The organism is Mariniflexile soesokkakense (genome assembly GCF_039650365.1).
GTDB classification, from domain to species: Bacteria; Bacteroidota; Bacteroidia; order Flavobacteriales; family Flavobacteriaceae; genus Mariniflexile; species Mariniflexile soesokkakense.
This window is the reverse complement of the sequence record NZ_JAZHYP010000004.1, coordinates 216114-238898: the sequence shown is the minus strand read 5'-3', so window position 1 is coordinate 238898 and position 22785 is coordinate 216114. Positions and strand designations below refer to the sequence as shown.

21 protein-coding genes are annotated in these 22785 nt (G+C 32.7%); 13 read left to right on the top strand and 8 right to left on the bottom strand.

Annotated features, from left to right (window positions below):
- Positions 1-36: 36 nt before the first annotated feature.
- From VP395_RS10710 to VP395_RS10700, 3 genes are read left to right on the top strand one after another with little or no spacing between them, the layout of a single operon-like run.
- Positions 37-2082: a M1 family metallopeptidase gene (locus VP395_RS10710; protein WP_346242004.1), complete on the top strand. Its 2046-nt coding sequence runs from the start codon at positions 37-39 to the stop codon at positions 2080-2082.
- A complete protein-coding gene (locus tag VP395_RS10705; protein WP_346242003.1) occupies positions 2083-2985 on the top strand; it encodes a patatin-like phospholipase family protein in 903 nt (300 codons plus the stop codon). It abuts the gene before it with no gap.
- 2 nt (positions 2986-2987) lie between these two features.
- A complete protein-coding gene (locus VP395_RS10700; protein ID WP_346242002.1) occupies positions 2988-3899 on the top strand; it encodes a patatin-like phospholipase family protein in 912 nt (303 codons plus the stop codon).
- A 1-nt stretch (position 3900) separates the two neighbouring features.
- On the opposite strand, the gene VP395_RS10695 is transcribed toward VP395_RS10700, so the two are convergent.
- Complete coding sequence (locus tag VP395_RS10695; protein ID WP_346242073.1) at positions 3901-4422, bottom strand: DUF7935 family protein; 522 nt, start codon at positions 4420-4422, stop codon at positions 3901-3903.
- Between the two features lie 70 nt (positions 4423-4492).
- Positions 4493-6043, bottom strand: coding sequence for an FMN-binding glutamate synthase family protein (locus VP395_RS10690; RefSeq protein ID WP_346242001.1), 1551 nt, complete (start codon positions 6041-6043; stop codon positions 4493-4495).
- 148 nt (positions 6044-6191) lie between these two features.
- Here VP395_RS10690 and VP395_RS10685 point away from each other — a divergent pair, with 148 nt between their 5' ends.
- Positions 6192-8525, top strand: a complete 2334-nt coding sequence (locus VP395_RS10685; protein ID WP_346242000.1) for an ATP-dependent helicase — start codon at positions 6192-6194, stop codon at positions 8523-8525.
- A 5-nt stretch (positions 8526-8530) separates the two neighbouring features.
- Here VP395_RS10685 and VP395_RS10680 read toward each other — a convergent pair whose 3' ends face one another.
- Both VP395_RS10680 and VP395_RS10675 read right to left on the bottom strand, forming a co-directional pair.
- The gene (locus VP395_RS10680) at positions 8531-9496 is read right to left on the bottom strand and encodes a glycogen-binding domain-containing protein (RefSeq protein ID WP_346241999.1); all 966 of its coding nucleotides are present in this window, start codon (positions 9494-9496) and stop codon (positions 8531-8533) included.
- The gene (locus VP395_RS10675; protein WP_346241998.1) at positions 9493-10458 is read right to left on the bottom strand and encodes an aspartyl protease family protein; all 966 of its coding nucleotides are present in this window, start codon (positions 10456-10458) and stop codon (positions 9493-9495) included. The genes VP395_RS10680 and VP395_RS10675 overlap by 4 nt, the downstream gene beginning before the upstream one ends.
- A 173-nt stretch (positions 10459-10631) precedes the next feature.
- Here VP395_RS10675 and VP395_RS10670 point away from each other — a divergent pair, with 173 nt between their 5' ends.
- Positions 10632-11252 (top strand): L-threonylcarbamoyladenylate synthase, encoded by a 621-nt coding sequence (locus tag VP395_RS10670; RefSeq protein ID WP_346241997.1) that lies wholly within the window; start codon positions 10632-10634, stop codon positions 11250-11252.
- 506 nt (positions 11253-11758) lie between these two features.
- Here the strand turns inward: VP395_RS10670 and VP395_RS10665 are convergent.
- From VP395_RS10665 to VP395_RS10655, 3 genes are all read right to left on the bottom strand, one after another.
- Positions 11759-12595, bottom strand: coding sequence for an OmpA/MotB family protein (locus VP395_RS10665; protein ID WP_346241996.1), 837 nt, complete (start codon positions 12593-12595; stop codon positions 11759-11761).
- Between the two features lie 92 nt (positions 12596-12687).
- Positions 12688-13701, bottom strand: a complete 1014-nt coding sequence (locus VP395_RS10660; RefSeq protein ID WP_346241995.1) for a glycosyltransferase family 2 protein — start codon at positions 13699-13701, stop codon at positions 12688-12690.
- 23 nt (positions 13702-13724) lie between these two features.
- A complete protein-coding gene (locus tag VP395_RS10655) occupies positions 13725-14168 on the bottom strand; it encodes a type I restriction enzyme HsdR N-terminal domain-containing protein (RefSeq protein ID WP_346242072.1) in 444 nt (147 codons plus the stop codon).
- A 104-nt stretch (positions 14169-14272) separates the two neighbouring features.
- On the opposite strand from VP395_RS10655, the gene holA reads away from it, so the two are divergent.
- Positions 14273-15277, top strand: a complete 1005-nt coding sequence (holA, locus tag VP395_RS10650; protein WP_346241994.1) for a DNA polymerase III subunit delta — start codon at positions 14273-14275, stop codon at positions 15275-15277.
- A 36-nt stretch (positions 15278-15313) separates the two neighbouring features.
- The gene (locus tag VP395_RS10645; RefSeq protein WP_346241993.1) at positions 15314-16204 is read left to right on the top strand and encodes an SMP-30/gluconolactonase/LRE family protein; all 891 of its coding nucleotides are present in this window, start codon (positions 15314-15316) and stop codon (positions 16202-16204) included.
- Here VP395_RS10645 and VP395_RS10640 read toward each other — a convergent pair.
- Positions 16195-17688 (bottom strand): YfcC family protein, encoded by a 1494-nt coding sequence (locus VP395_RS10640; RefSeq protein WP_346241992.1) that lies wholly within the window; start codon positions 17686-17688, stop codon positions 16195-16197. The two genes, VP395_RS10645 and VP395_RS10640, sit on opposite strands and share 10 nt — an antisense overlap.
- 63 nt (positions 17689-17751) lie before the next feature.
- Between VP395_RS10640 and VP395_RS10635 the strand changes: the two genes are divergently transcribed.
- The 6 genes from VP395_RS10635 to VP395_RS10615 all read left to right on the top strand — a co-directional run bounded on the left by VP395_RS10635 (position 17752) and on the right by VP395_RS10615 (position 22783).
- A complete protein-coding gene (locus VP395_RS10635) occupies positions 17752-18417 on the top strand; it encodes a uracil-DNA glycosylase (RefSeq protein ID WP_346241991.1) in 666 nt (221 codons plus the stop codon).
- 426 nt (positions 18418-18843) lie between these two features.
- Positions 18844-19683 (top strand): 1,4-dihydroxy-2-naphthoyl-CoA synthase, encoded by an 840-nt coding sequence (locus tag VP395_RS10630; protein ID WP_346241990.1) that lies wholly within the window; start codon positions 18844-18846, stop codon positions 19681-19683.
- A 1-nt stretch (position 19684) separates the two neighbouring features.
- Positions 19685-20587, top strand: coding sequence for a 1,4-dihydroxy-2-naphthoate octaprenyltransferase (gene menA, locus VP395_RS10625; RefSeq protein ID WP_346241989.1), 903 nt, complete (start codon positions 19685-19687; stop codon positions 20585-20587).
- A 43-nt stretch (positions 20588-20630) separates the two neighbouring features.
- A complete protein-coding gene (locus VP395_RS10620) occupies positions 20631-21308 on the top strand; it encodes a metal-dependent hydrolase (RefSeq protein WP_346241988.1) in 678 nt (225 codons plus the stop codon).
- 231 nt (positions 21309-21539) lie between these two features.
- Positions 21540-21626, top strand: coding sequence for a four helix bundle protein (locus tag VP395_RS15830; RefSeq protein ID WP_379884339.1), 87 nt, complete (start codon positions 21540-21542; stop codon positions 21624-21626).
- A gap of 122 nt (positions 21627-21748) precedes the next feature.
- Positions 21749-22783 carry an o-succinylbenzoate synthase gene (locus tag VP395_RS10615; RefSeq protein ID WP_346241987.1) on the top strand — a complete coding sequence of 345 codons (1035 nt, stop codon included), beginning with the start codon at positions 21749-21751 and terminating at the stop codon, positions 22781-22783.
- The last annotated feature ends 2 nt before the right edge of the window (positions 22784-22785 follow it).

Here is a 22785-nt window from a genome sequence, read left to right as displayed (position 1 = left end):
TACGTATTTTGGCTTAATGGTTGTTATCTTTAGTACATGATTCGGTTTCTGTTTTGTTTGTTGTTATTTATAACTGCTTTTGTTCAAGGGCAACAAGCTGACTATGTTGATTTTAAAACGGCCAAAGTTAAACTTTCTATATTTCCTGAAAAACAAGCGGTTGGGGGTTTTGTAAGTTATAAGTTTAAAATATTAAAGCCAGTAGATTCTATTTATATTGACGCTGTAAATATGGAGTTCCAGACTGTTAATTTAGATGAAAATAAAATTTCTTATTTAAACGACGGTAAAAAATTGTGGTTAAAGCATCATTTTAAAAGTGATTCCATTTACCAGTTAAAATTTAATTATATCGCACTTCCTAAAAAAGCCATGTATTTTATTGATTGGGGTTTTGAAGATGGAGACAAACAAATCTGGACACAAGGTCAAGGAAAATACACCAGTAATTGGTTGCCGAGTATAGACGATATGAATGATAAAATAGAGTTTGATTTAAGTATTGAATTCGATAAAAACTATCAAGTTATAGCCAATGGGAAATTAACAAATAAACAAGTAAACAAATCGACCATAACTTGGCAATACGACATGGAACAGCCCATGAGTAGTTATTTAGTGGCTTTAGCTATTGGTAAATATGACAAAAAGATCGAATATTCCAAAAGCGGTATTTCTTTAGAAATGTATTATTATCCTGAAGATTCATTAAAATATGAACCTACGTATCGTTACACAAAACAGATGTTCGATTTTTTAGAAGAAGAAATAGGTGTTTCATATCCTTGGCAAAATTACAAACAAGTACCTGTAAAAGATTTTTTATACGCTGGAATGGAAAACACAAGTCTCACTATTTTTACTGATAGTTTTGTAATTGATTCCATGGCGTATGTAGATAAAAATTATGTAAATGTGAATGCCCACGAATTAGCACATCAATGGTTTGGAGATTTGGTTACAGAAACATCTGGCAATCACCATTGGCTTCAAGAAGGCTTTGCAACTTATTATGCATTGTTGGCAGAACGCGAAGTTTTTGGTGATGACTACTACTATTGGCAGCTTTATGAATATGCCCAAGAGCTATTAGAACAGGACAAAGCAGGACAAAGCACCTCGCTATTAGACCCAAAATCGAGTAGCACTACGTTTTATAAAAAAGGTGCCTGGGTATTGCATATGCTTAGGGAGAAAGTAGGAGATAAGACTTTTAAAACAGCGATTAAAAATTATTTGCTAAAGCATCAATTTAAAAATGTTGAAACGGATGATTTTATTGGAGAAGTTGAGAAGGTTAGTGGACAGGATTTGAGTGTGTTTGTGAACGATTGGTTAGAAGGTAATGCTTTTTTGTATGAAGAGTGTTTAACTTCATTGAAGATAAATTCAAAAGACATATTACAAATGCTTGAGTTAGATAAAGAGTTAATGTTTTCATCTCAATCTCCAGATTACAATGCCGATAGATATTTTGATAAAGCAACGAGTTCAAGACTAAAAGAACATTTGTTTTCAAAAGATTTGATTAAAATCGTTCATGATAGTATAATTAGAAATGGACTCAATACGAACGATGTGAAAGTTCGTCAGGCAATCGCTCAAAACCTTAGAGAAATCCCATCAGAATTAAAAAAAGATTACGAATCGCTTTTAAACGATAGATCCTATGTAACTATAGAAGCTGCTTTGTATAATTTATGCAGTAATTTCCCTGAAGATAAATTTAAATATTTAGAGAAAACCAAAGATATTGAGGGATTTAATAATAAAAACATCCGAATGTTGTGGATTGCTTTAGTGTTGAATACGCCTGATTTTGAAGATTTAAACAAACAAGGGTTTCTTAACGAATTGGTTGGTTATACAAGTGCTAAATACGATTTTGAAACACGAGAAACCGCTTTTTCATATTTAAATGCGATACAAGTTTACAATGAAACTATAATTTCAAATTTAATCAATGCCACAAAACATCATAATTGGCGTTTTAAAGAATATTCTAAAACTTTACTAGAATATTTAAAGCAAGACGAAAAATATAAGACTTTAATTACTAATTTAGAGGAAAATCAGCAGTAAATGAAAGCACTAGTAATTTCTGGCGGAGGCAGTAAGGGTGCTTTTGCGGGAGGTGTTGCGCAATACCTTATTGAAGAGCTTAGGCGCGATTATCAATTATACATTGGTACATCTACAGGTAGTTTGTTGACATCTCATTTGGCTTTGCAAAAAATTGAAAAGATTAAAGATGTTTATACCAGCGTAACTAACGACAGTATTTTTGATGTTTGTCCATTTGTGGTTAAACAAAAACATGGCGCTCAAAACATAGCTATAAACCATTTTAATGTCATTATGAATTTTTTGAGAGGCAGTAAAACCTTTGGTGAAAGTCATAATTTAAGAGTTTTAATTAAAAACACTTTAACAGAGGAGGAATTTTTAGTATTAAAGCATTCTACTAAAGATGTAGTGGTAACAGTATCTAATTTATCACTAAACCAAGTAGAATACAAATGTTTGAAAGAGTTTGATTACGAGGAATTTATTGATTGGGTTTGGGTATCATGTAACTATACACCATTTATGACCTTGGTAAAAAAAAATGGTTGCGAATATGCCGATGGTGGATTGGGTAACATGGTGCCAATTGAAGAGGCCATAAGTCGTGGTGCCACCGAAGTTGATGCTATTATTCTACAAACCGAAGTGAATCAATTTAACAGATTGCCATCAAAAAACCCCTTTTCTCTATTAACAAATATGTTTTCTTTTATGTTGGATAGAATTGAGTCTCAAAACATTCGTATTGGGAAATTTACAGCAAGTCATAATGATGCTATTATTAACTTTTATTACGCACCTACTGTTTTGACAACTAATTCTCTTATTTTTAATAAACAGAAAATGACAAATTGGTGGCAAAGTGGTTATGATTTTGCTAAATTTAAAAACCAAGAAACAAGTCAATTAGAAAATTAATTATGAGGGCATTAGTTATTTCGGGTGGTGGTAGCAAGGGGGCTTATGCAGGTGGTGTAGCCGAATATTTAATTAAAGAAAAAGGGCATGAATACGATTTGTATGTAGGAACTTCTACAGGTAGTTTATTGGTGCCACACATTGCGGCTGGCAAAATAGACAAAATTTATGATGTGTTTACAGATGTTAAGCAAAGCAATATTTTTAGTGTTAACCCTTTCCGTACACGAAAAAAGGGAGATAGAGAGTATGTGTCCATAAATTTCATGAACTCATTATGGCAATTTATAAAAATGAAACGCACTTTTGGTGAAAGTAAAGCGTTAAAGCGTTATCTTAAAAAACACTTTACAGAAGAAGAATATAACTTTGTAAAAACAACAAAGGAAGATGTGGTTGTAACAGTTTCGAATTTATCCCTAAATAAAGTAGAATACAAGTCTATAAAAGATTTTTCTTATGATGAATTTTGTGAATGGATTTGGATTTCGTGTAACTATATTCCTTTTATGTCGTTAGCAAAAGTGAATGGTTTTGAGTATGCCGATGGCGCTTTTGGATGTGTGGTACCTATACGAGAAGCTATTCAGCGAGGTGCAACAGAAATAGACGCTGTTGTTTTAGAATCTGAAAATTTGGAGTATATGAAAGTGTTGGGTAAAAACCCGTTTTCATTAATGCTTAATTTGTTTGGGCATTTGTTAGACCAAGTAGAGCGAAGTGATATTCTTATAGGAAAACTTGCAGCTAAGAATAGGGGCGTGAAGCTTAATTTGTATTATACGCCTTCAAGACTTACTGAAAACTCGTTGATATTCAATAAAAAATTGATGGTTACTTGGTGGCAACAAGGGTTTGATTATGCTAAAAACAAAGATAAAGAAGCTATGTCGAATGAGTTACGTATTAATTAATTTACCACAATTCAGACACTTCTTCTCTTAAAAATGACAAAGCAGCATCGCTTGGTGAACGGCGTTCCATCATTTCTGTTAAAACAACCTCTCTAAGTTTGTTGGCTGTGTCTGTTTTTTCAAGTAAACTGGCCTTTCTTATTAATTGTATCGTGGCATTTTTTGCTGCATTAATAATGCTCCAACACTTGTCACTAATATAAATTTGTTGTGTTAAATTGTGTTCAAACTCCTGTTCAATGTTTTGTATAATTAAAGCTTCATAATCTTCTTTGCTTGAAGATATTGGAGATACTCTAATTAGTAAATTTGAAGGTGTCATTCGTTCTAAAAACAACACCATACGCTCATAGGCTTGTAATCGCATGGGTAGGGCATTAACTTGTAAATCTTTCTTCAATAAAAAGCGTCTTCTACCATCTTCGTTTTTGGTATGTTCTTTAAAAAAATAATAAGCAATAAGTCCGGTAATTAATGAAGGAATAGCAAATAAAAAAAGGTCAATTAATCTGTTAGCATCCATAAAAAGTATCATTTGGTTAAGTAGATGTTTTTTTAATTAGTGGTTAAACTCGTATTTGTGTTGAAACTGTTTAACTAATTTTTCCACCCAAATATAAGCAATCTTTTAAATCTTGCACAGAGGTAAAAGGCACAGGTGTTTTATCGTACATATAGGTTTTGCTTAGTTCCTTGGAAAGATTATGGTCGTCAACATTTATTTCAACATCACTCATTTTAAATTGGCAGGGGTGTTCATAGCCAGCTGCATGTGTAATTTCAACCAATTCTTTTCTGAAGGTTTTAAAATACTGAGCCAGTCGTTCCGATTTTAAGGTAGGGTCAATGCCCTTTTGAAGCCATTTGTTTTGTGTGGCTACACCGCTTGGGCAGCGGTTTGTATGGCATATTTGAGCTTGTATACAACCAATACTCATCATTGCTTCCCGTGCCACATTAATGCAATCTGCTCCCATCGCAAATGCCATGGCTGCTTTTGCAGGAAAACCAAGTTTACCACTGCCAATGAATACAATACGTTCTGATAATCCTTTGTCTTGGAATAGTTTATATAAATCGCTAAAACCATAAACCCAGGGGAGCGATACATGGTCGGCAAAACTAGGAGGCGCCGCACCAGTACCGCCTTCGCCACCGTCAACAGTAATAAAATCGGGGCCTTTACCAGTTTTTAACATAATATTTGCCAACTCCTCCCATTGTTCTAATTTCCCTATGGCGGCTTTTATTCCAACAGGTAAACCTGTGGCATCGGCTATTTTCTCAATAAAATCAACCATTTCAGGCACATTAGAAAAAGCTTTATGGTTTGGAGGCGATAGAACATCTTTACCAACTTCAACACCTCTAATGTTAGCAAGTTCTCTGGTTATTTTTGCACCTGGTAAAACGCCTCCTTTACCTGGTTTTGCACCTTGAGATAGTTTTATTTCAATAGCTTTTATGAACGGATTCACTTCAATTAATTTCACTATTTTTTCCATAGAAAATCCTCCATCATCCGATCGTACGCCAAAGTAGCCCGTTCCAAAATGAAAAATAACGTCTCCGCCATGTGAGTGGTATGGAGATAAACCGCCTTCGCCTGTATTATGATATGCACCAGCAATTTTTACACCTTTGTTTAAAGATTCTATCGCTTTAGCGGAAAGGGAACCAAAGCTCATTGCTGATACATTGATTACAGAAGCAGGTCTATATGGTTTTTTGCGTTTATGATAAGCACCCATAACTTTTGCGCAAGGTAAAAATGTTTTGTCAATACTATTTGGATGTTTTTCATCAACTTTGTAAGGTATCATCGCATTGTTTATAAAGATATGGTGGTGTGCATAAATATCTCTATCGGTACCAAAACCTTCGTAATTGTTTTCTTTTTTAGCCGAAGCATAAATCCAGCCTCGTTCTATTCTATTAAAGGGGAGTTCTTCTCTGTTGTTAGCTACCAAATATTGCCTTAATTCTGGACCAATTTTTTCCAGTATATATCGTAAATGTCCAACAATAGGAAAGTTGTGGCTAATGGTGTGTGCTTTTTGAATAAAAATGTCTCTTATAGCTATTAAAGTCAAGGCAATTAGTATCCAGCCCCACCAGGCGATATTCGATAAAAATGTTATCATAGTCTTATAAGTGGTTTTTTATTTCTATAAATATATTTAAAAAATAGATAAAGCAGAAGTATGTGCTAATTGTTTATAATTATTAATAAATCGGTTTAATTAAAAGCCTAACAATGGTTAATTTCACGTCGTAAAATTTTATGCAGTTTTGGAAAAATATTTAAGTCAGTTAAACGAAGCACAGTTAGAGCCTACCATACAAAAAGATGGGCCAATGATTATTATTGCTGGTGCAGGTTCTGGTAAAACACGTGTGCTTACTTATCGTATTGCTTATTTAATGAGCGAGGGTGTTGATCCGTTTAATATACTATCGTTGACGTTTACCAATAAAGCAGCACGAGAAATGAAAGATCGTATTGCCACTATTGTTGGTACTAGTGAAGCTAAGAATTTATGGATGGGAACCTTTCACTCGGTTTTTGCTAAAATTTTACGCATTGAAGCTGATAAATTAGGATATCCAAGCAATTTCACCATTTATGATACACAAGATTCTGATAGATTGATTTCGTCTATCATTAAAGAAATGAATCTGGATAAAGATATCTATAAATATAAACAAGTTCGTTCCAGAATTTCCTCATATAAAAACAGTTTAATTACGGTACGTGCCTATTTTCAAAATCCTGAACTCATTGAAGCAGATACCATGGCAAGACGTCCACGTTTAGGCGATATCTACAAAGAATATGTAGAGCGTTGTTTTAAAGCTGGTGCTATGGATTTTGATGATTTGTTGTTGAAAACCAATGAGTTATTAACACGTTTTCCAGAGGTGTTGATGAAATACCAAAACCGTTTTAAATACATTTTGGTAGATGAGTATCAAGATACCAACCATTCGCAGTATTTAATTGTGAGAGCATTGTCCGATAAATTTCAGAATATTTGTGTGGTAGGTGATGATGCACAAAGTATTTATGCGTTTAGAGGTGCCAACATCAACAACATTTTAAATTTTCAGAAAGATTACGATGATGTGAAGGTGTTTCGATTGGAGCAAAATTACCGTTCTACAAAAAACATTGTAAATGCCGCAAATTCAATCATTGACAAAAACCAAACGAAGTTAGATAAAGTTGTTTGGACAGCTAATGATGAAGGTGAAAAAATAATAGTAAATCGCTCGTTAACCGATGGTGATGAAGGGCGTTTTGTAGCAAGTACTGTTTGGGAAAATAAAATTCAGCATCATGTAGCAAATAGTGATTTTGCTGTTTTATACAGAACCAATGCCCAATCGCGTGCTATTGAAGATGCCTTGAGAAAACGCGATATTCCGTATAGAATTTATGGCGGTTTATCGTTCTATCAGCGAAAAGAAATCAAAGATGTATTATCGTATTTACGATTGATTATAAATCCTGCCGACGAAGAAGCTTTAAAACGTGTCATTAATTTTCCACCAAGAGGAATTGGAGGTACAACCATAGATCGGTTGGTGGTTGCGGCAAATGGCTACAAACGCTCAATTTTTGAGGTAATGAAAAACATCGATAAAACGGATATAAAAGTAAATTCGGGAACTAGAGGTAAGCTTCAGGATTTTGTAACGATGATAGAAAGTTACCAAGTACTCAATCAAACTGCCGATGTTTTTGAATTGGCAGAACATGTTACCCGAACCAGTGGCTTAATACGAGAGTTTAAAAAAGATGGAACCCCCGAAGGTGTTACCAGAATGGAAAACATTGAGGAGCTTTTAAACGGTATGAAAGATTTTGTAGAAGGTCAAAAAGAATTGGCAGACACCACAGGTAACTTAGCGGAGTTTTTAGAAGATGTTGCCTTAGCAACCGATTTAGATGCCGATAAAGGCGATAGTGATCACGTAGCATTAATGACCATACATTTAGCTAAGGGTTTGGAATTCCCTTATGTTTTTATTGTTGGTTTAGAAGAAGATTTATTCCCTAGCGCCATGAGTATGGGTACACGCAGTGAATTGGAAGAAGAACGCCGTTTGTTTTATGTAGCCTTAACACGCGCCGAAAAACAAGCTTATTTAACTTATGCATTGTCGCGTTACCGTTGGGGGAAATTAGTAGATTCTGAACCAAGCAGATTTATAGAAGAAATTGATGAGCAATATTTAGAAATAACAACCCCTATTGAAGAACGACGTTTTAACCCGATGCTAGACGCCGATATTTTTGGTGATGTAGAACCTAATAAAATTAGGTTTAAACCTGCGAAACAAGCAGTGTTTAAAAAAGGCAGTTCAACTAAAGAAGAACCTGTTAGAAACCAAGTGGCAACCCCTAAAAATTTAAAACCAGTAGCTGCTACCAATAGTAATACCAATTTATTCGATAGTAAATTAGTAGTAGGAAATCTTGTTAAGCACATGCGTTTTGGTACTGGTGAAGTTTTAAAAATTGAAGGAGCAGGCGCCGATGTGAAGGCAGAAATTAAATTTCAGCATGGGGGCATTAAAAAATTACTGCTGCGTTTTGCTAAATTGGAGGTTATTGGCTAAGAATTTTATTTAACCATATGTACCGAATTAATATGCCCATTGCCATCGTATTCTTTTACGGTATTATTAGGGTCTGTTATCCATACCCCATCTACTATAAATTTGTAATGGTGTTTGCCTCCAGATAAAGGTACAACGTATTTCCAGCCATAATTTGTTTTTCGCATCACGAAATCTTGTTCATTCCAATTATTGAACGAGCCTGCAAGAACTACTTTCTTAGCGTTTGTATAGCCTCTTAGTTTAAAAGCGGTGTATTCTTTTATGTCCAGTATTGAATTAAATTCATTGAATTCATTTCTTTTTTTGTGGATATTATTAGGGTCTGCCATCCAATTGCCATCAACAATAAAACGATACTCATACTCACCTGGTTTTATTTGTAAATTTAGCTCCCAACCATCGTAAACTTTTTTCATTATAAAAAGGTTTTCATCCCATTTATTAAACGAACCGGCAACAATTACCTTTTTTGCATTATTAAAACCACGCAATTTAAAGTTGGCATTTCCATTTTCGCTTGGGTATGCCGTGTACATTTTTAAGTTATATACCCCAAGTCTATTTCCATCTTTATTTGCTTTAGCTATATTGGCATCTTTTGTAGAAGGTTCTGCCCAATATGAATTGTTGATTATGTATTTAAATTCCCAAGAAAACTCATCATTAAAATCATCAATGCTTTTTTTTAATTCGTATTTGAATTCATTGATTTTTTTCATTTTCCAGTTGTTTCTAGACCAATTGTTAAATTCGCCGGAAACTACTACATTTTCAATATTAAAATCATTAAAATCTAGAACTTGTCCAGTGAATTCTTTAGTGAATTTTGAATAGTCTCGCGCATCAAACGAAAACACAACCGTATCGCCTTCAATTTTGTAACCTTTGAAGTATTCTTTTTGTGCGTAAGAAATGAAACTTATTAGTACAAAAAACCAATAGCTAATATGTGATTTTATTTGGTTCATTTTTGATTTATGGGATAATCAATAAAATATAATTTTTCTTTTCGATAATTAATTATGGTTCTTTTTTGAGCAAAAAACTCGTAGCCTAAAATACCATCTAAATTGGTGCCAAAGGTTTCATTCATTTTGTTCAAATTAGTTAGAACTGTAAACATAGGGCCAAAATAAATAGTTTTACTCAATTTAACACGATGCAATTTCCCTGCCAATACTTCTATTTTTTTGTTGCTAGCACCAGTTAAGGTCAGCCGTTTTTTAGGAATGAAATATTTTAACACTTTTTTGTTAACGCTTTTATTTATTTGATTAAACTCTGCAGCAGTATCCAACCCTAATTTCACTTCTTGATTATTGATGCTTCCATTTATAATGATGGTATGCTTTTTTAATTTAAAATCTAAACTATCAACAATTTTTTCTAAATATACGTTCTTATTTAATGTGTTACCTAAGGCGTCAACCTTAGTTAATGTTATTTGGTTTAAAAAAAGGTCAATAAATACTTCGTAGTCCTTTAAAATGCTGTAACCTATAATACCAAGAAGTTTTACTTTTTTTATTGTTTCGATATGTGATAAATCGATAATGTCTGATTTTTTGTTTTCTAATTTGAAACCTTCTATTTGAAATTCTTTAATTCGTTTTTCGTAGGGGTTGTCTATAGATTGTAATACCCCAAAAACTTCTTGCGATTTTCTTTGATAGTCATATAATTCCGGAAAATGAATCTTATTCAAAATTAAGGTTTCAGAACCTGTATCAATAATAAAGTTGCCTTTTTGGTTTAAAATTTCAGCTTCAATTACAATTAAGTGGTCTACTAATTTGAAAGGAATTCGGGTGGTATATTCGTTAATAACTTCTGCTTTAGGAAAAACTATAGTGTTTTTAATACCATAAGTTGCGTGAACAAAATGGGTATTAAAAGTGAAGAGTATTATAAAAAACAAAAACCTTAGCATACAACTAAGACTAATTTTAAACCAAAATGTTACAGATTTTTATTTATAATTGGTTATTCCATTTTCACAATTACAAAAAGAAGATACGATAACGAAACAGAAGAAAATAAAATTAAGGTGTTTCATAACGAAAATAATATTTACTTTGTAAATAAGAATACAAGGTAAATATTATGGCTGAGTTTGTTAGGATATATGAAGAAAATCCCAATCCGAAGGAAATCGATAGGGTGGTGGCTGTTTTAAAAAGAGGTGGTTTAATTATATATCCAACCGATACGGTTTATGGTTTGGGATGCGATATTAATAATTTAAGAGCCTTGGAACGGGTGGCACAAATAAAAGGTGTTAAGTTAGAAAAAGCCAATTTTTCGTTTATTTGTCACGATTTAAGCCATTTAAGTGATTATGTAAAACAAATTGACACATCTACATTTAAGATTTTAAAACGTGCACTTCCTGGGCCTTATACGTTTATTCTTCCTGGGTCTAATTCTTTGCCTAATCCATTTAAAAGGAAGAAAACGGTAGGTATTCGTATTCCTGCGAATAATATTGCTTTAGAAATTGTAAAAAAATTGGGAAACCCTATAATATCGACTTCGATACGTGATGAAGATGAGATAATCGAATATACTACAGACCCCGAACTTATTTTAGAAAAATGGGATAATTTGGTTGATTTGGTTATTGATGGTGGTTATGGAGATAACCATGCTTCTACTGTTATAGATTTATCGGAAGATGAGCCTCTTGTGGTGAGGGAAGGTAAAGGGAGTTTGGAGATTTTTTAATTATTAGTAAAAAGTTGAAAATGAAGAATGTTTATAGCGTATTGCTTGACATTATTTTAGTTTTTTGGACATTATTTTATTTAATGATACTGTATTTTTATTTTGGGTTAATGTTAGATAAGATTAATAGACCCACATTTAAAAATTTAAGTTGGAATGACTTTTGGCTTTTTGGATTTGGTTTTGTATTACTATTTGTTTTGAATGTATTTATATTTAAATGGCGAATTAAAAGATTTAAATAAAGCTATTAATACTATAGCGCTAAGGGATTTGATATTGATTCCATCGATTTTTCTAATTTTTATTAATAGTACTTACCTATCGGGATGTGTGCGTTAGGGATAGAAGAGGAAAGCCCACAGCGACCCCGACGCTTCGGGGGAAGCGAGGACTTGTAACGTATAGCCCGACCTTTAGGTAACGCCACCATAACACTGAAATAAGTTAGTATAAAAAAAGCCCAACTTTGCAGTAGAGCTTTCTTAATTTATTTTGAAATCTATTTATTTTTGAACAGAAAGATTTTTCATTTCTTTTTCAACCATATCATAGAATTGGTCAATTTTAGGAAGTACTACAATACGAGTACGTCTGTTTTTTGCTCTGTTTTCAGAAGAATTGTTTTCTACTAACGGTACATAATCAGCACGTCCAGCAGCAATTAACTGTGCAGGGTTTACACCAAGTGTTTGTAAAACTCTGATGATAGAAGTAGAACGTTTAACACTTAAATCCCAGTTGTCTATTAACACACCACCATTGTAAGGAACGTTATCTGTATGGCCTTCAACCATACATTCGAAATCTGGTTTGCTGTTTACTACTTTAGCTACTTTAGCAAGCACTTCTTTAGCTCTTGAAGTTACATTGTAGCTACCACTTTGGAATAATAATTTATCAGCAATAGAAATGAATACCACACCTTTTTCAACATTGATTTCGATATCTGGATCGTTGATGCCTACTTCACGTTTTAAGCTAGTTACTACAGCAAGTGTAATACTGTCTTTTTTAGTTAAGGCATCTTGAAGACGTGTAATTTTCATGTCTTTTTCTTTGATGCTTTCTAGAGTTTTCTCTATGTTGCTAGCTCCTTTTGCAGATAAAATTTGTAAGTTATCATTGTTTTTTCTTAAATCAGAAACTTGTTCTTCTAAAGCTTTAGCTCTTGCAGTTGCAGAAGCTCTATCTTCTAAGCATGTGTTTAATTTTACAGTTGCAGAATTTAGTAAATCTTGAGATTCTTTGTATTTAGACTCAAGGTCTGTAAATTGTTTTTTAGATACGCAAGAACTTAATAAAAGCATTGCAGATAGACTAAGTAATAAGATTTTTTTCATAATATTTAAAAGGATTGATTTCTTGTTTATTATCGCAAAAGTATATAAAAATATAATGCTTGTTAAATTTTAACAAAACTTTTACTAAAAAGTTATAAACTTTTAAAAAACCTCTTTTTATGTAGGAAATAATGTGCAACAACAGATGTTTTTTGGTAATATGCTATTTTGTTGTTTGTTGATTTTCTTTTGTTTAAGAGTTGTTTAAAATGCCTGTAAAAACTAAAGTGTGCTTTTAAAATTGATAAAGTGTGTTTTGGCTTCATTTCAAATAGAAATTTAACTCCGGCAATACCATCTAAAACCAATCGCGTTAGAATAATTAAAAAGATGTTTCCTTTGGCGTTTTTTGTTACTGTAAATAAGCTGTTTCTAAAATTAAGAAAGGTTTTTTTAGGATTCGTATTGCTAAGCGTAGCACCACCAACATGGTAAATGGTAGATTGCCCAATGTATTTAACAGTATATCCTAAGTTTTTGGCACGCCAACATAAATCAATTTCTTCCATGTGGGCAAAAAAAGCTTCATCCAACCCGTTTAGTTCATTAAACACATGCTTTCTAATAAACAAACAGGCTCCCGATGCCCAAAAAATTTCGGCAGTATCGTTGTACTGTCCGTTATCTTTCTCAATGGTATTAAAAATGCGTCCTCTGCAGTAGGGGTAACCATATTTATCAATAAAACCACCTGCGGCTCCTGCGTATTCAAAATAATCCCTTTTATTAAAATCCAATAATTTAGGTTGAACTATGGCGGTATTAAATTCGTTCTTGAATGTTTTAATAATAGGCGAGAGCCAATTTTTAGTAACTTCTACATCACTATTAAGTAAACAAAAAACATCGGCTTCAATATGTTTTAAGGCATCGTTGTAACCTTTTGCATAGCCACCATTTTCTGTATTTTGAATTATTTTGATTAATGGAAAGGCTGTTTTAACAAAATTTATAGAGTCATCGGTTGAAGCATTATCAACAACATAAACCGTCGCTTCTTTTGAATGCTCTATTACAGAAGGTAAAAACTGTCCTAATAATTTTTTACCGTTCCAATTAAGGATTACAATAGCAATTTTTAAATTATCTTCGGTATCAATTCCCATTATTAATTGTTAATTATCCATTGTTAATTGTAACGAGGGATGTCTTTTAAAAAATCATAACGTTCATTTTTAAAATCCATTTGGCAATAATAATGATTTAATCCGTTAGTTACCATTAAATAAGTAGCATTAAGTACGCGATTATACTGTGCTATTTGGTCGAATGTTTGTTGATTGATTGTAATTGATGGCGATTTACATTCTACAATTAAATGGATGCTTCCATTGGTGTTAAAAATAACAATATCGTAACGTTTTTTTAAATCGTTAACAATCAGTTCTTTTTCAATATTTATTAAAGATTTTGGGTATCCTTTTTCTTCAATTAAATATAAAATACAGTGTTGGCGCACCCATTCTTCGGGTTGTAAAATCACAAACTTTTTGCGTATACAATCGAAAATAGAAATTTTATTTTCGCTATTTTTGAATCGAAACGAAAATTTTGGAAAATTAAGATCTTGCAACATAGATGTATTTAGTTTTCAAAGTTAAGCTTCAATAATCAAATACCAAATCTTGAAAAGTATAAATGTTTGGATTTGGTATTTATAATTTGAATTTTTCAATTTTGGACGAAGTAAAAGAATTAGTTACCGACATAAAAAACGGCAAGTTGAAACCCATTTATTTTTTAATGGGTGAAGAACCTTATTATATTGACAAAATTTCAGATTTTATTCAAGATACTGTTTTAAGTGAAGAAGAACGAGGTTTTAACCAAATGGTGCTTTACGGTCGTGATGTTACTATTGAAGATGTTGTTAGCAATGCCAAACGTTACCCAATGATGGCAGAACACCAAGTGATTATTGTTAAAGAAGCTCAAGATTTATCACGCTCCATAGAAAAGTTGGTAGATTATGCTAAACAGCCACAACCAAGCACTATTTTAGTATTTAATTATAAGTATAAGACTATCGATAAACGAAAATCGCTTTATAAAACACTTCAAAAAAGCGGTGTAGTTTATGAAAGTAAAAAACTGTATGAAAATCAGGTAGCCGATTGGATTCGCCGCGTGCTATCAACAAAAAATTACACTATTGCACCCAAAGCAGCTCAAATGTTGGTGGAGTTTTTAGGTACTGATTTGAGTAAAATAAGCAATGAATTAGATAAACTTCAAATAATTCTACCAAAAGGCACCCAGATTTCACCAGAACATATCGAGGAAAATATAGGTATTAGTAAAGACTTTAATAATTTTGAGTTACGCCATGCTATTGGAGAACGGAATGCGCTTAAAGCTTACAGGATTGTTAATTATTTTGCTGAAAACCCAAAGGATAATCCCATGGTTGTTACCGTGTCTTTATTGTTTAGTTTCTTTTCACAACTACTTCACTTTCATGGTTTGAATGATAAATCGCCACGAAATGTGGCTTCAGCATTAAAAGTGAACCCATATTTTGTAAATGATTATGTTATGGCTGCTAGAAATTTTCCCATGAGGAAAGTAAGCGAAGTGGTGTCAACCCTTAGAGAGTTTGATGTAAAAAGCAAAGGCGTTGGCTCTAATGCCGTTCCGCAAGGTGATTTATTAAAAGAATTATTGGTAAAAATATTATCTTAGTAGTCATATAACCCACTATTAATTAATTATTTAAAAATGAAATATTCTTCTCTATTACTAGCAATTTACATGGTAGTTTTAATTTCTTGTAAGCATAACAAAAAAGAAGCCATAGCACAAGTACCTACTAAAACAGAAGTAATTTTAACGAAACTATGGGAAACGGACACGTTGTTAAAAACCTGTGAAGCTGTTAGGTACAATAAAGAAAAAGGTGTTATATATGTTTCAAACATAGGTGGTGTGCCTCCAAGTGAAAAAGATGGAGACGGAAGCATGTCCATAATCAATATTGAAGGTGAAATTATTAATCAAAACTGGGTTACAGGTATGAGTGCGCCAAAAGGCACCCATTTTTATAATGATAAATTATATGTTACAGATATCGATGCCATTATTAAAATTGATATAAAATCTGGTTCTATTGAAAAGCGAATTAGTGTTGAAAACGCTGTTTTTTTGAATGATTTGGATATAGATACGAATGGAGATGTTTATTTTACTGATTCTAGAGATAGCAAAGTTTACAAGCTTGCAAACGATGAAGTTTCATTATGGTTAGATTTAGAAGGAGTAAACCCTAACGGCATACTGGTTGAAAAAGATCGAATTCTAGTAGTTTCATTTAGTAAAGGCGATTTTATAACCATAGATAAAGAAACAAAGCAACACAGTGTTATAGCTACTGGTATTGTTGGAGGTGATGGTATTGTATCTATAAAAGAAGGTTATCTAGCTTCTACATGGCCAGGAGAACTTTTTTTTGTTGATAAAAGCGTATCGGGTGCTATAGCAACTAAACTACTGGATACTAAAGATGAAAAACTTAATGCTGCGGATATAGGTATTATTCCAGAAAAAAACATCCTTTTAATACCTACTTTTTTCGGTAATAAAGTGGTTGCTTATAAAATTGGTTATAAATAAACCGAAATAGTCAACATAGTCATAGTAAAAATTAATAAAATAATAACCAAAGGCATTACAAACTTCAGCCATTTATCATAACCTACTTTTACAATAGCAAGTGATGCTAAAATGAGTCCCGTTGGATTTATAAAAGCAAACAATCCCATGCCATATTGATACGCATTTACAATGAGTTCTCTCCCTATTCCGACACCATCTGCCAAAGGAGACATGATAGGCATTGTTAATACAGCCATTCCTGAAGATGAAGGTATAAAAAACGATAACCCACCATAAATATAAAGCATGGCATTAATAAAGAGTCCTTTGTTCATACCGTTTGTGGTATTACTGGCATAATATAATAGCGTATCACTTATTTGACCATCGTCCATTAAAACGGTAATCCCTCGAGCTATACCAATTATAAGGGCAACACCAAGTAAATCGCTTGCACCTTTAACAAAAAGATCAATAAAGGTGTATTCGTCAATTTTGGCTAAAAATCCAATAATTACAGCACCAACTAAAAATACAACTGTCATCTCTAAAAACCACCATTCTAATTGAGACACTCCGTAAATCATAACAACAAAGCACATGGTGAACACAAAAAGAATAAGTCGTAAACGGGAGGATAGTTTAACGGTAGAATGAGTCGTATTCCCAAACATAGCTTCAATAGCTTTTTTTTGATTGAAAATAACAGATTTTGATGGATCATTTTTAACGCGTTGAGCATATCTGATTGTGTAGATAATACAAATAAGTGTTCCTAAAACCAGCATAATAAGACGCCCAGTTAATCCGGTAGTCCAATTAATACCAGCAGCATCTGAAGCTATAATGGCACTAAACGGATTGGTTGTTGAACACATTGTTCCAATGGATGAACCTAAGTAAATGCAAGCCAAGGCTACCATGGCATCATATTTTGCAGCTAAAAATATGGGAATAAGAATGGGATAAAAGGCGATAGTTTCTTCTGCTAGACCAAAAGTGGTACCTCCAATAGCAATTAATACGGTAACTAATATGATTAAAATGAATTCTTTACCTTTTAATGTTTCGGCAAGCCAAGAAATACCAGCATCAAAAGCTCCTGTATAATTCATTATTCCTATTAAACCACCAATGAATAATACTAAAAAAATGATGTCGGCAGCTTCAATTATACCTTTTATGGGTGATTGAATAAAAGCTACTAAACCTTGAGGTTTTGCTTCAACTTTATGATATGTATTTGGGATGCTAATAGGTTTCCAAATATCTCCACTAGTAAACTTCTCTAAAGGGATTTTAATATTTAAGCTATCTAAAGTATTTTGTGTTGCAACAAATGTTGTATTTGCTCCTAAACTGGTTTTAGTAAAAATGTTTTCATTTTTATTATAGGCCAAAGAATCAAATTTTCCCGAAGGAATTATCCAAGTTAAAACAGCAACTAAACCAGCAATAATAAAAAGTATGGTTTGTGCGGTAGGGAATTTTATTTTTTTCAATCTCAAATAATTTTATTTAGATTAAAGATAGTATTATTTTAGTTTGATTTTTAGATTTATAAAATGATTGTTGATATACACGAAAGTTGGAAACCTTATTTAGAAACAGAATTTGATAAGCTTTATTTTAAGGATTTGGTGAATTTTGTAAAAACGGAATATAGAAGTTATACTTGTTTTCCTCCTGGGAATCAAATTTTTAACGCTTTTAATCATTGCCATTTTGATGATGTAAAAGTTGTTATTATTGGTCAAGACCCATATCATGATATGGGTCAAGCCAATGGTTTATGTTTTTCTGTTAATGATGGTATAAAACACCCTCCTTCTTTAATTAATATATTCAAAGAAATTGAAACAGATTTGGAAATTCCATACCCTAAAAGCGGAAATTTGATGAGATGGGCAGATCAAGGCGTATTGTTATTGAATGCAACTTTAACAGTTAGGGCGCATCAAGCTGGAAGTCATCAAAAAAAAGGTTGGGAGTTATTCACCGATGCGGTAATAAAAACGATTAGCGATAAAAAGGAAAACGTCGTGTTTTTGCTTTGGGGAGGCTATGCTAAACAAAAACAAAAATTAATTAACACTAAGAAGCACACTGTATTAACTTCAGGCCATCCATCGCCTTTAAGTGCTAACAGAGGGTATTGGTTTGGTAACAAGCATTTTAGTAAAACTAACTTCCTGTTGGAGCAAGTTTTTCAAGTTCCTGTTCAGTGGTAGTTTCAGTTTTAAGTACTAATGGCATTTTTTTTACTTTTGGTTGTTTTACCGTTTTATTGCTACTAAATTTTAACAATAAAAAATTAAAAACTACTAAGGAAAAAATTAAAATAGTAATTTTAAATAACATAAGCTCGGGGTTAATTACTCGGCAATATACATAAAAACAAGTTGAAATGTATTTTTGCTAAGATAAAAATTAATTTGATTACTAAAATACTAAATAAAAGACTACAAATAAATAAGTGCTTCTACTTATTTAGAAATATCAAAAAAAGGAAGCAAGTTTTATGTTTTTAATTATTTTTCAAGCTTTTTTTGGTTTAAATAAAATGGTTATGATAAAAAGCATGCGTGAAAATTATTTTTTAATTTGAAACAAGCGTTTTAATTAAATAAAAATTATTTTTGAACAAAATAATATAAATGGAGCAAGTTAATTGGAAGACTGTTAAAGAGTACGAAGATATTACTTATAAAAAATGTAATGGTGTGGCTCGTATTGCGTTTAACAGACCAAATGTGCGTAATGCCTTTAGACCAAAAACCACAAGCGAGCTGTATGATGCATTTTACGATGCTAATGAAGATGTAAATATAGGTGTGGTATTGTTATCGGCCGAAGGACCATCAACTAAGGACGGGGTTTGGAGTTTCTGTTCAGGTGGCGACCAAAAAGCTAGAGGGCACCAAGGTTACGTAGGTGAAGATGGTTATCATCGATTAAATATTTTAGAAGTACAACGCTTAATACGTTTTATGCCAAAAGCGGTCATTGCAGTAGTTCCAGGATGGGCAGTAGGTGGCGGGCATAGTTTGCACGTGGTTTGCGATTTAACCTTGGCAAGTAAAGAACACGCCATTTTTAAACAAACCGATGCCGATGTTACCAGCTTTGATGGGGGTTATGGCTCAGCATATTTAGCTAAAATGGTCGGGCAGAAAAAAGCACGCGAAATATTTTTTTTAGGAAGAAATTACTCCGCTCAAGAAGCTTTTGAAATGGGTATGGTTAATGCCGTTGTTCCACACAACGAATTAGAAACAATTGCTTATGAGTGGGCGCAGGAAATATTGGCAAAATCGCCAACCTCTATAAAAATGCTTAAATTCGCTATGAATTTAACTGATGATGGCATGGTGGGTCAACAAGTGTTTGCGGGTGAAGCAACTCGTTTAGCCTATATGACCGATGAAGCTATAGAAGGTAGAAATGCTTTTCTTGAAAAGCGTAAGCCAAATTTTGTAAAAAAATGGATTCCATAGTATGAAGAATATCTCTATTTGGATTTCAACCATGCGTTTACGAACGCTCCCCTTATCAATCTCAGGAATTATTTTAGCATCTTGTTTTGCAGAATATAATGGCTGTTTCGATTGGTTAATTTTTACATTGGCTATTTTAACAACCCTAAGTTTTCAAATTTTATCGAACCTAGCAAACGATTATGGAGACGGTATTAAAGGTACCGATAATAACGACCGCATTGGTCCTGAACGTGCTATTCAAACAGGTAAAATCTCTCCAGAAGATATGTTTAATGCCATAAAAGTAAACGTGCTAATTTCTATTGGTCTCGCATTTTTTCTAATTTTCAGTGCATTTGGTGTAAAGCACTTTTTTTTAACGGTTGTTTTCTTTTTACTTGGCATAGCGTCTGTTGCTGCGGCCATAAGGTACACGGTTGGTAATGGTGCCTATGGTTATAAAGGGTTAGGTGATGTTTATGTTTTTGTGTTTTTTGGTTTAGTAAGTGTTATAGGTTGTTACATATTATATGCGAAAACCATAGATCATGTGGTGTTTTTGCCCGCAATTGCTATTGGTTTGTTAAGTGCAGCGGTTTTAAATCTTAATAACATGCGTGATATTGAATCAGATAAAAAATCAAATAAAATAACGTTAGTAGTTAAAATGGGCATTGATAATGCTAAAGTATATCATGCAGCAATAATTAGTTTAGCAATTGTTCTATCGGGGTTATTCGGCATATTATATTTCACTTCATTCTATAATTTAATGTTTATAGTGGTATATATTCCTTTAATCATTCATATTAAAAAAGTATTGAAAAACACAGATGCTAAATTATTGGATCCAGAATTAAAAAAAGTGGCATTATCAACAGTGCTTTTAGCCGTACTAATGGGGATAGGGCATTTGTTATAAATTTTTTGTATTTTACTTTGCTTAAAAATTAATTGTAAATCAAATGAAAATAACATTTTACGGTCACGCTAGTTTAGGCATAGAAGTTAACGGCGTAAATATTCTTGTAGACCCATTTATTTCGGCAAACCCCAAAGCATCACATGTTAATATTGATTCGCTTAAAGCAGATTATATTTTGTTAACACATGCACATCAAGATCACATTTTAGATGTCGAAGCTATTGCAAAACGTACCAATGCCATAGTTGTTTCTAATTTTGAAATAGTATCCCATTTTGAAGCTTTGGGTATTGAAGGCCACCCCATGAACCATGGTGGTAGTTGGGATTTTGAATTTGGAACCGTAAAATACGTAAATGCGATTCACACGTCATCGTTTCCTGATGGCAATTATGGCGGACAACCCGGAGGTTTTGTAATTGAAGGCGAGCATAAAAATATTTATATAGCTGGAGATACGGCGTTAACTTTCGATATGAAACTTATTCCTTTGAGAACGGATTTAGATTTAGCCATTTTACCAATTGGCGATAACTTTACTATGGGAATTGAAGATGCCATTATTGCGAGTGATTTTGTAAAATGCGATAAAGTTTTAGGTTATCATTTTGATACGTTTGGCTATATTGAAATTGACCACGAAGAAGCAAAGCGTAAATTTTTTGATAAAGGCAAAGATTTGATGCTTTTAGAAATTGGTGAAAGCATAGAATTGTAATTTTTTTGATTAGGAATAATCAATTTGGAATTACGAACTAACATTGCAAATGAAAGAAAATATTATTCAAATTAAAACCTATTCTTTTATTTTACAGATTGTTAAAATTCACAAATGCTTAAGTAAAGATAAAAAAGGGTTTGTTCTATCTAAAAGAATTGCTTAGAAGTGGTACATCTATCGGAGCTAATATTGAAGAAGCTATAGCAGGTTGATCGGAAAAAGATTTTTATGCTTAAACTTACAATTTCGTATAAAGAAGCAAGAGAAACTAAATATTGGCTTCTTTTATTAAGAGATTCGAATTATTTAGATTAAGAAAAAGCGATTAAAATATTTATAGATGTTGAAGAATGACCTAGAATAATAGGAAGTATTCAAAAGACGATGAAAAGCAAAAATTCTAATTCGTAATTCCAAATTGATAATTCGTAATTTTAATGAAAGCTTCTTACAAAAAACACCTTTTAAATTTTAAACAAGCCAGTGGTACTTCTAGAGGTGTTCTAAAAACAAAAGAAACCTATTTTCTTATTTTAAATTTTAAAGAAAAACAAGGTGTTGGAGAATGTGGTATTTTCAGAGGATTATCGGTTGATGACAGACCAGATTACGAAGAAAAGCTACAGTGGGTTTGTAAAAACATATATTTGGGCTTAGAAGATTTACTGCTTGAATTAATTGAATTCCCAAGCATACAATTTGGTTTGGAAATGGCTTTTAAATCTTTAGAAAGCAGAACACCTTTTGAATTGTTCCCTTCAAAATTCACACAAAGTGAAGATTCAATCGCTATAAATGGATTGATTTGGATGGGTTCTGAAATGTTTATGAAACAACAAATTCAAGATAAAATTGAAGCAGGTTTTAATTGTATTAAAATGAAAATTGGAGCGATAGATTTTCAAACGGAAGTCAATCTTTTAAAATCCATTAGAAACGAATTCACTTCAAAAGATATGGAGCTTCGTGTAGATGCTAATGGAGCTTTTTCTCCTTCCGAAGCTTTAGAAAAATTAAAAATATTATCAAATTTAGAGATTCACTCCATAGAGCAACCCATAAAGCAAGGGCAAGTAGAAGTTATGGCTAAACTTTGTGAAGAAGCGCCGCTTCCCATCGCTTTAGATGAAGAATTAATAGGTGCGTTTTCTGTAACTCAAAAGGAAAAGTTGCTACAAACCATAAAACCGCAATATATTATTTTAAAACCAAGTTTAGTTGGTGGCTTTAAAGGCAGTGATACATGGATTGAAATAGCAGAAAAAAACCAAATAGGTTGGTGGGCAACCAGCGCTTTGGAAAGTAATGTGGGCTTAAATGCCATTGCGCAATATACTTATACAAAACAAAGTAAATTACCGCAAGGTTTGGGTACGGGCGGTTTATTTACTAACAATTTTGATTGTCCGTTACAAGTAAAAAACGGTACTTTGCAGTACAACAATAAAACAACTTGGAAATTTAATTTATAAAC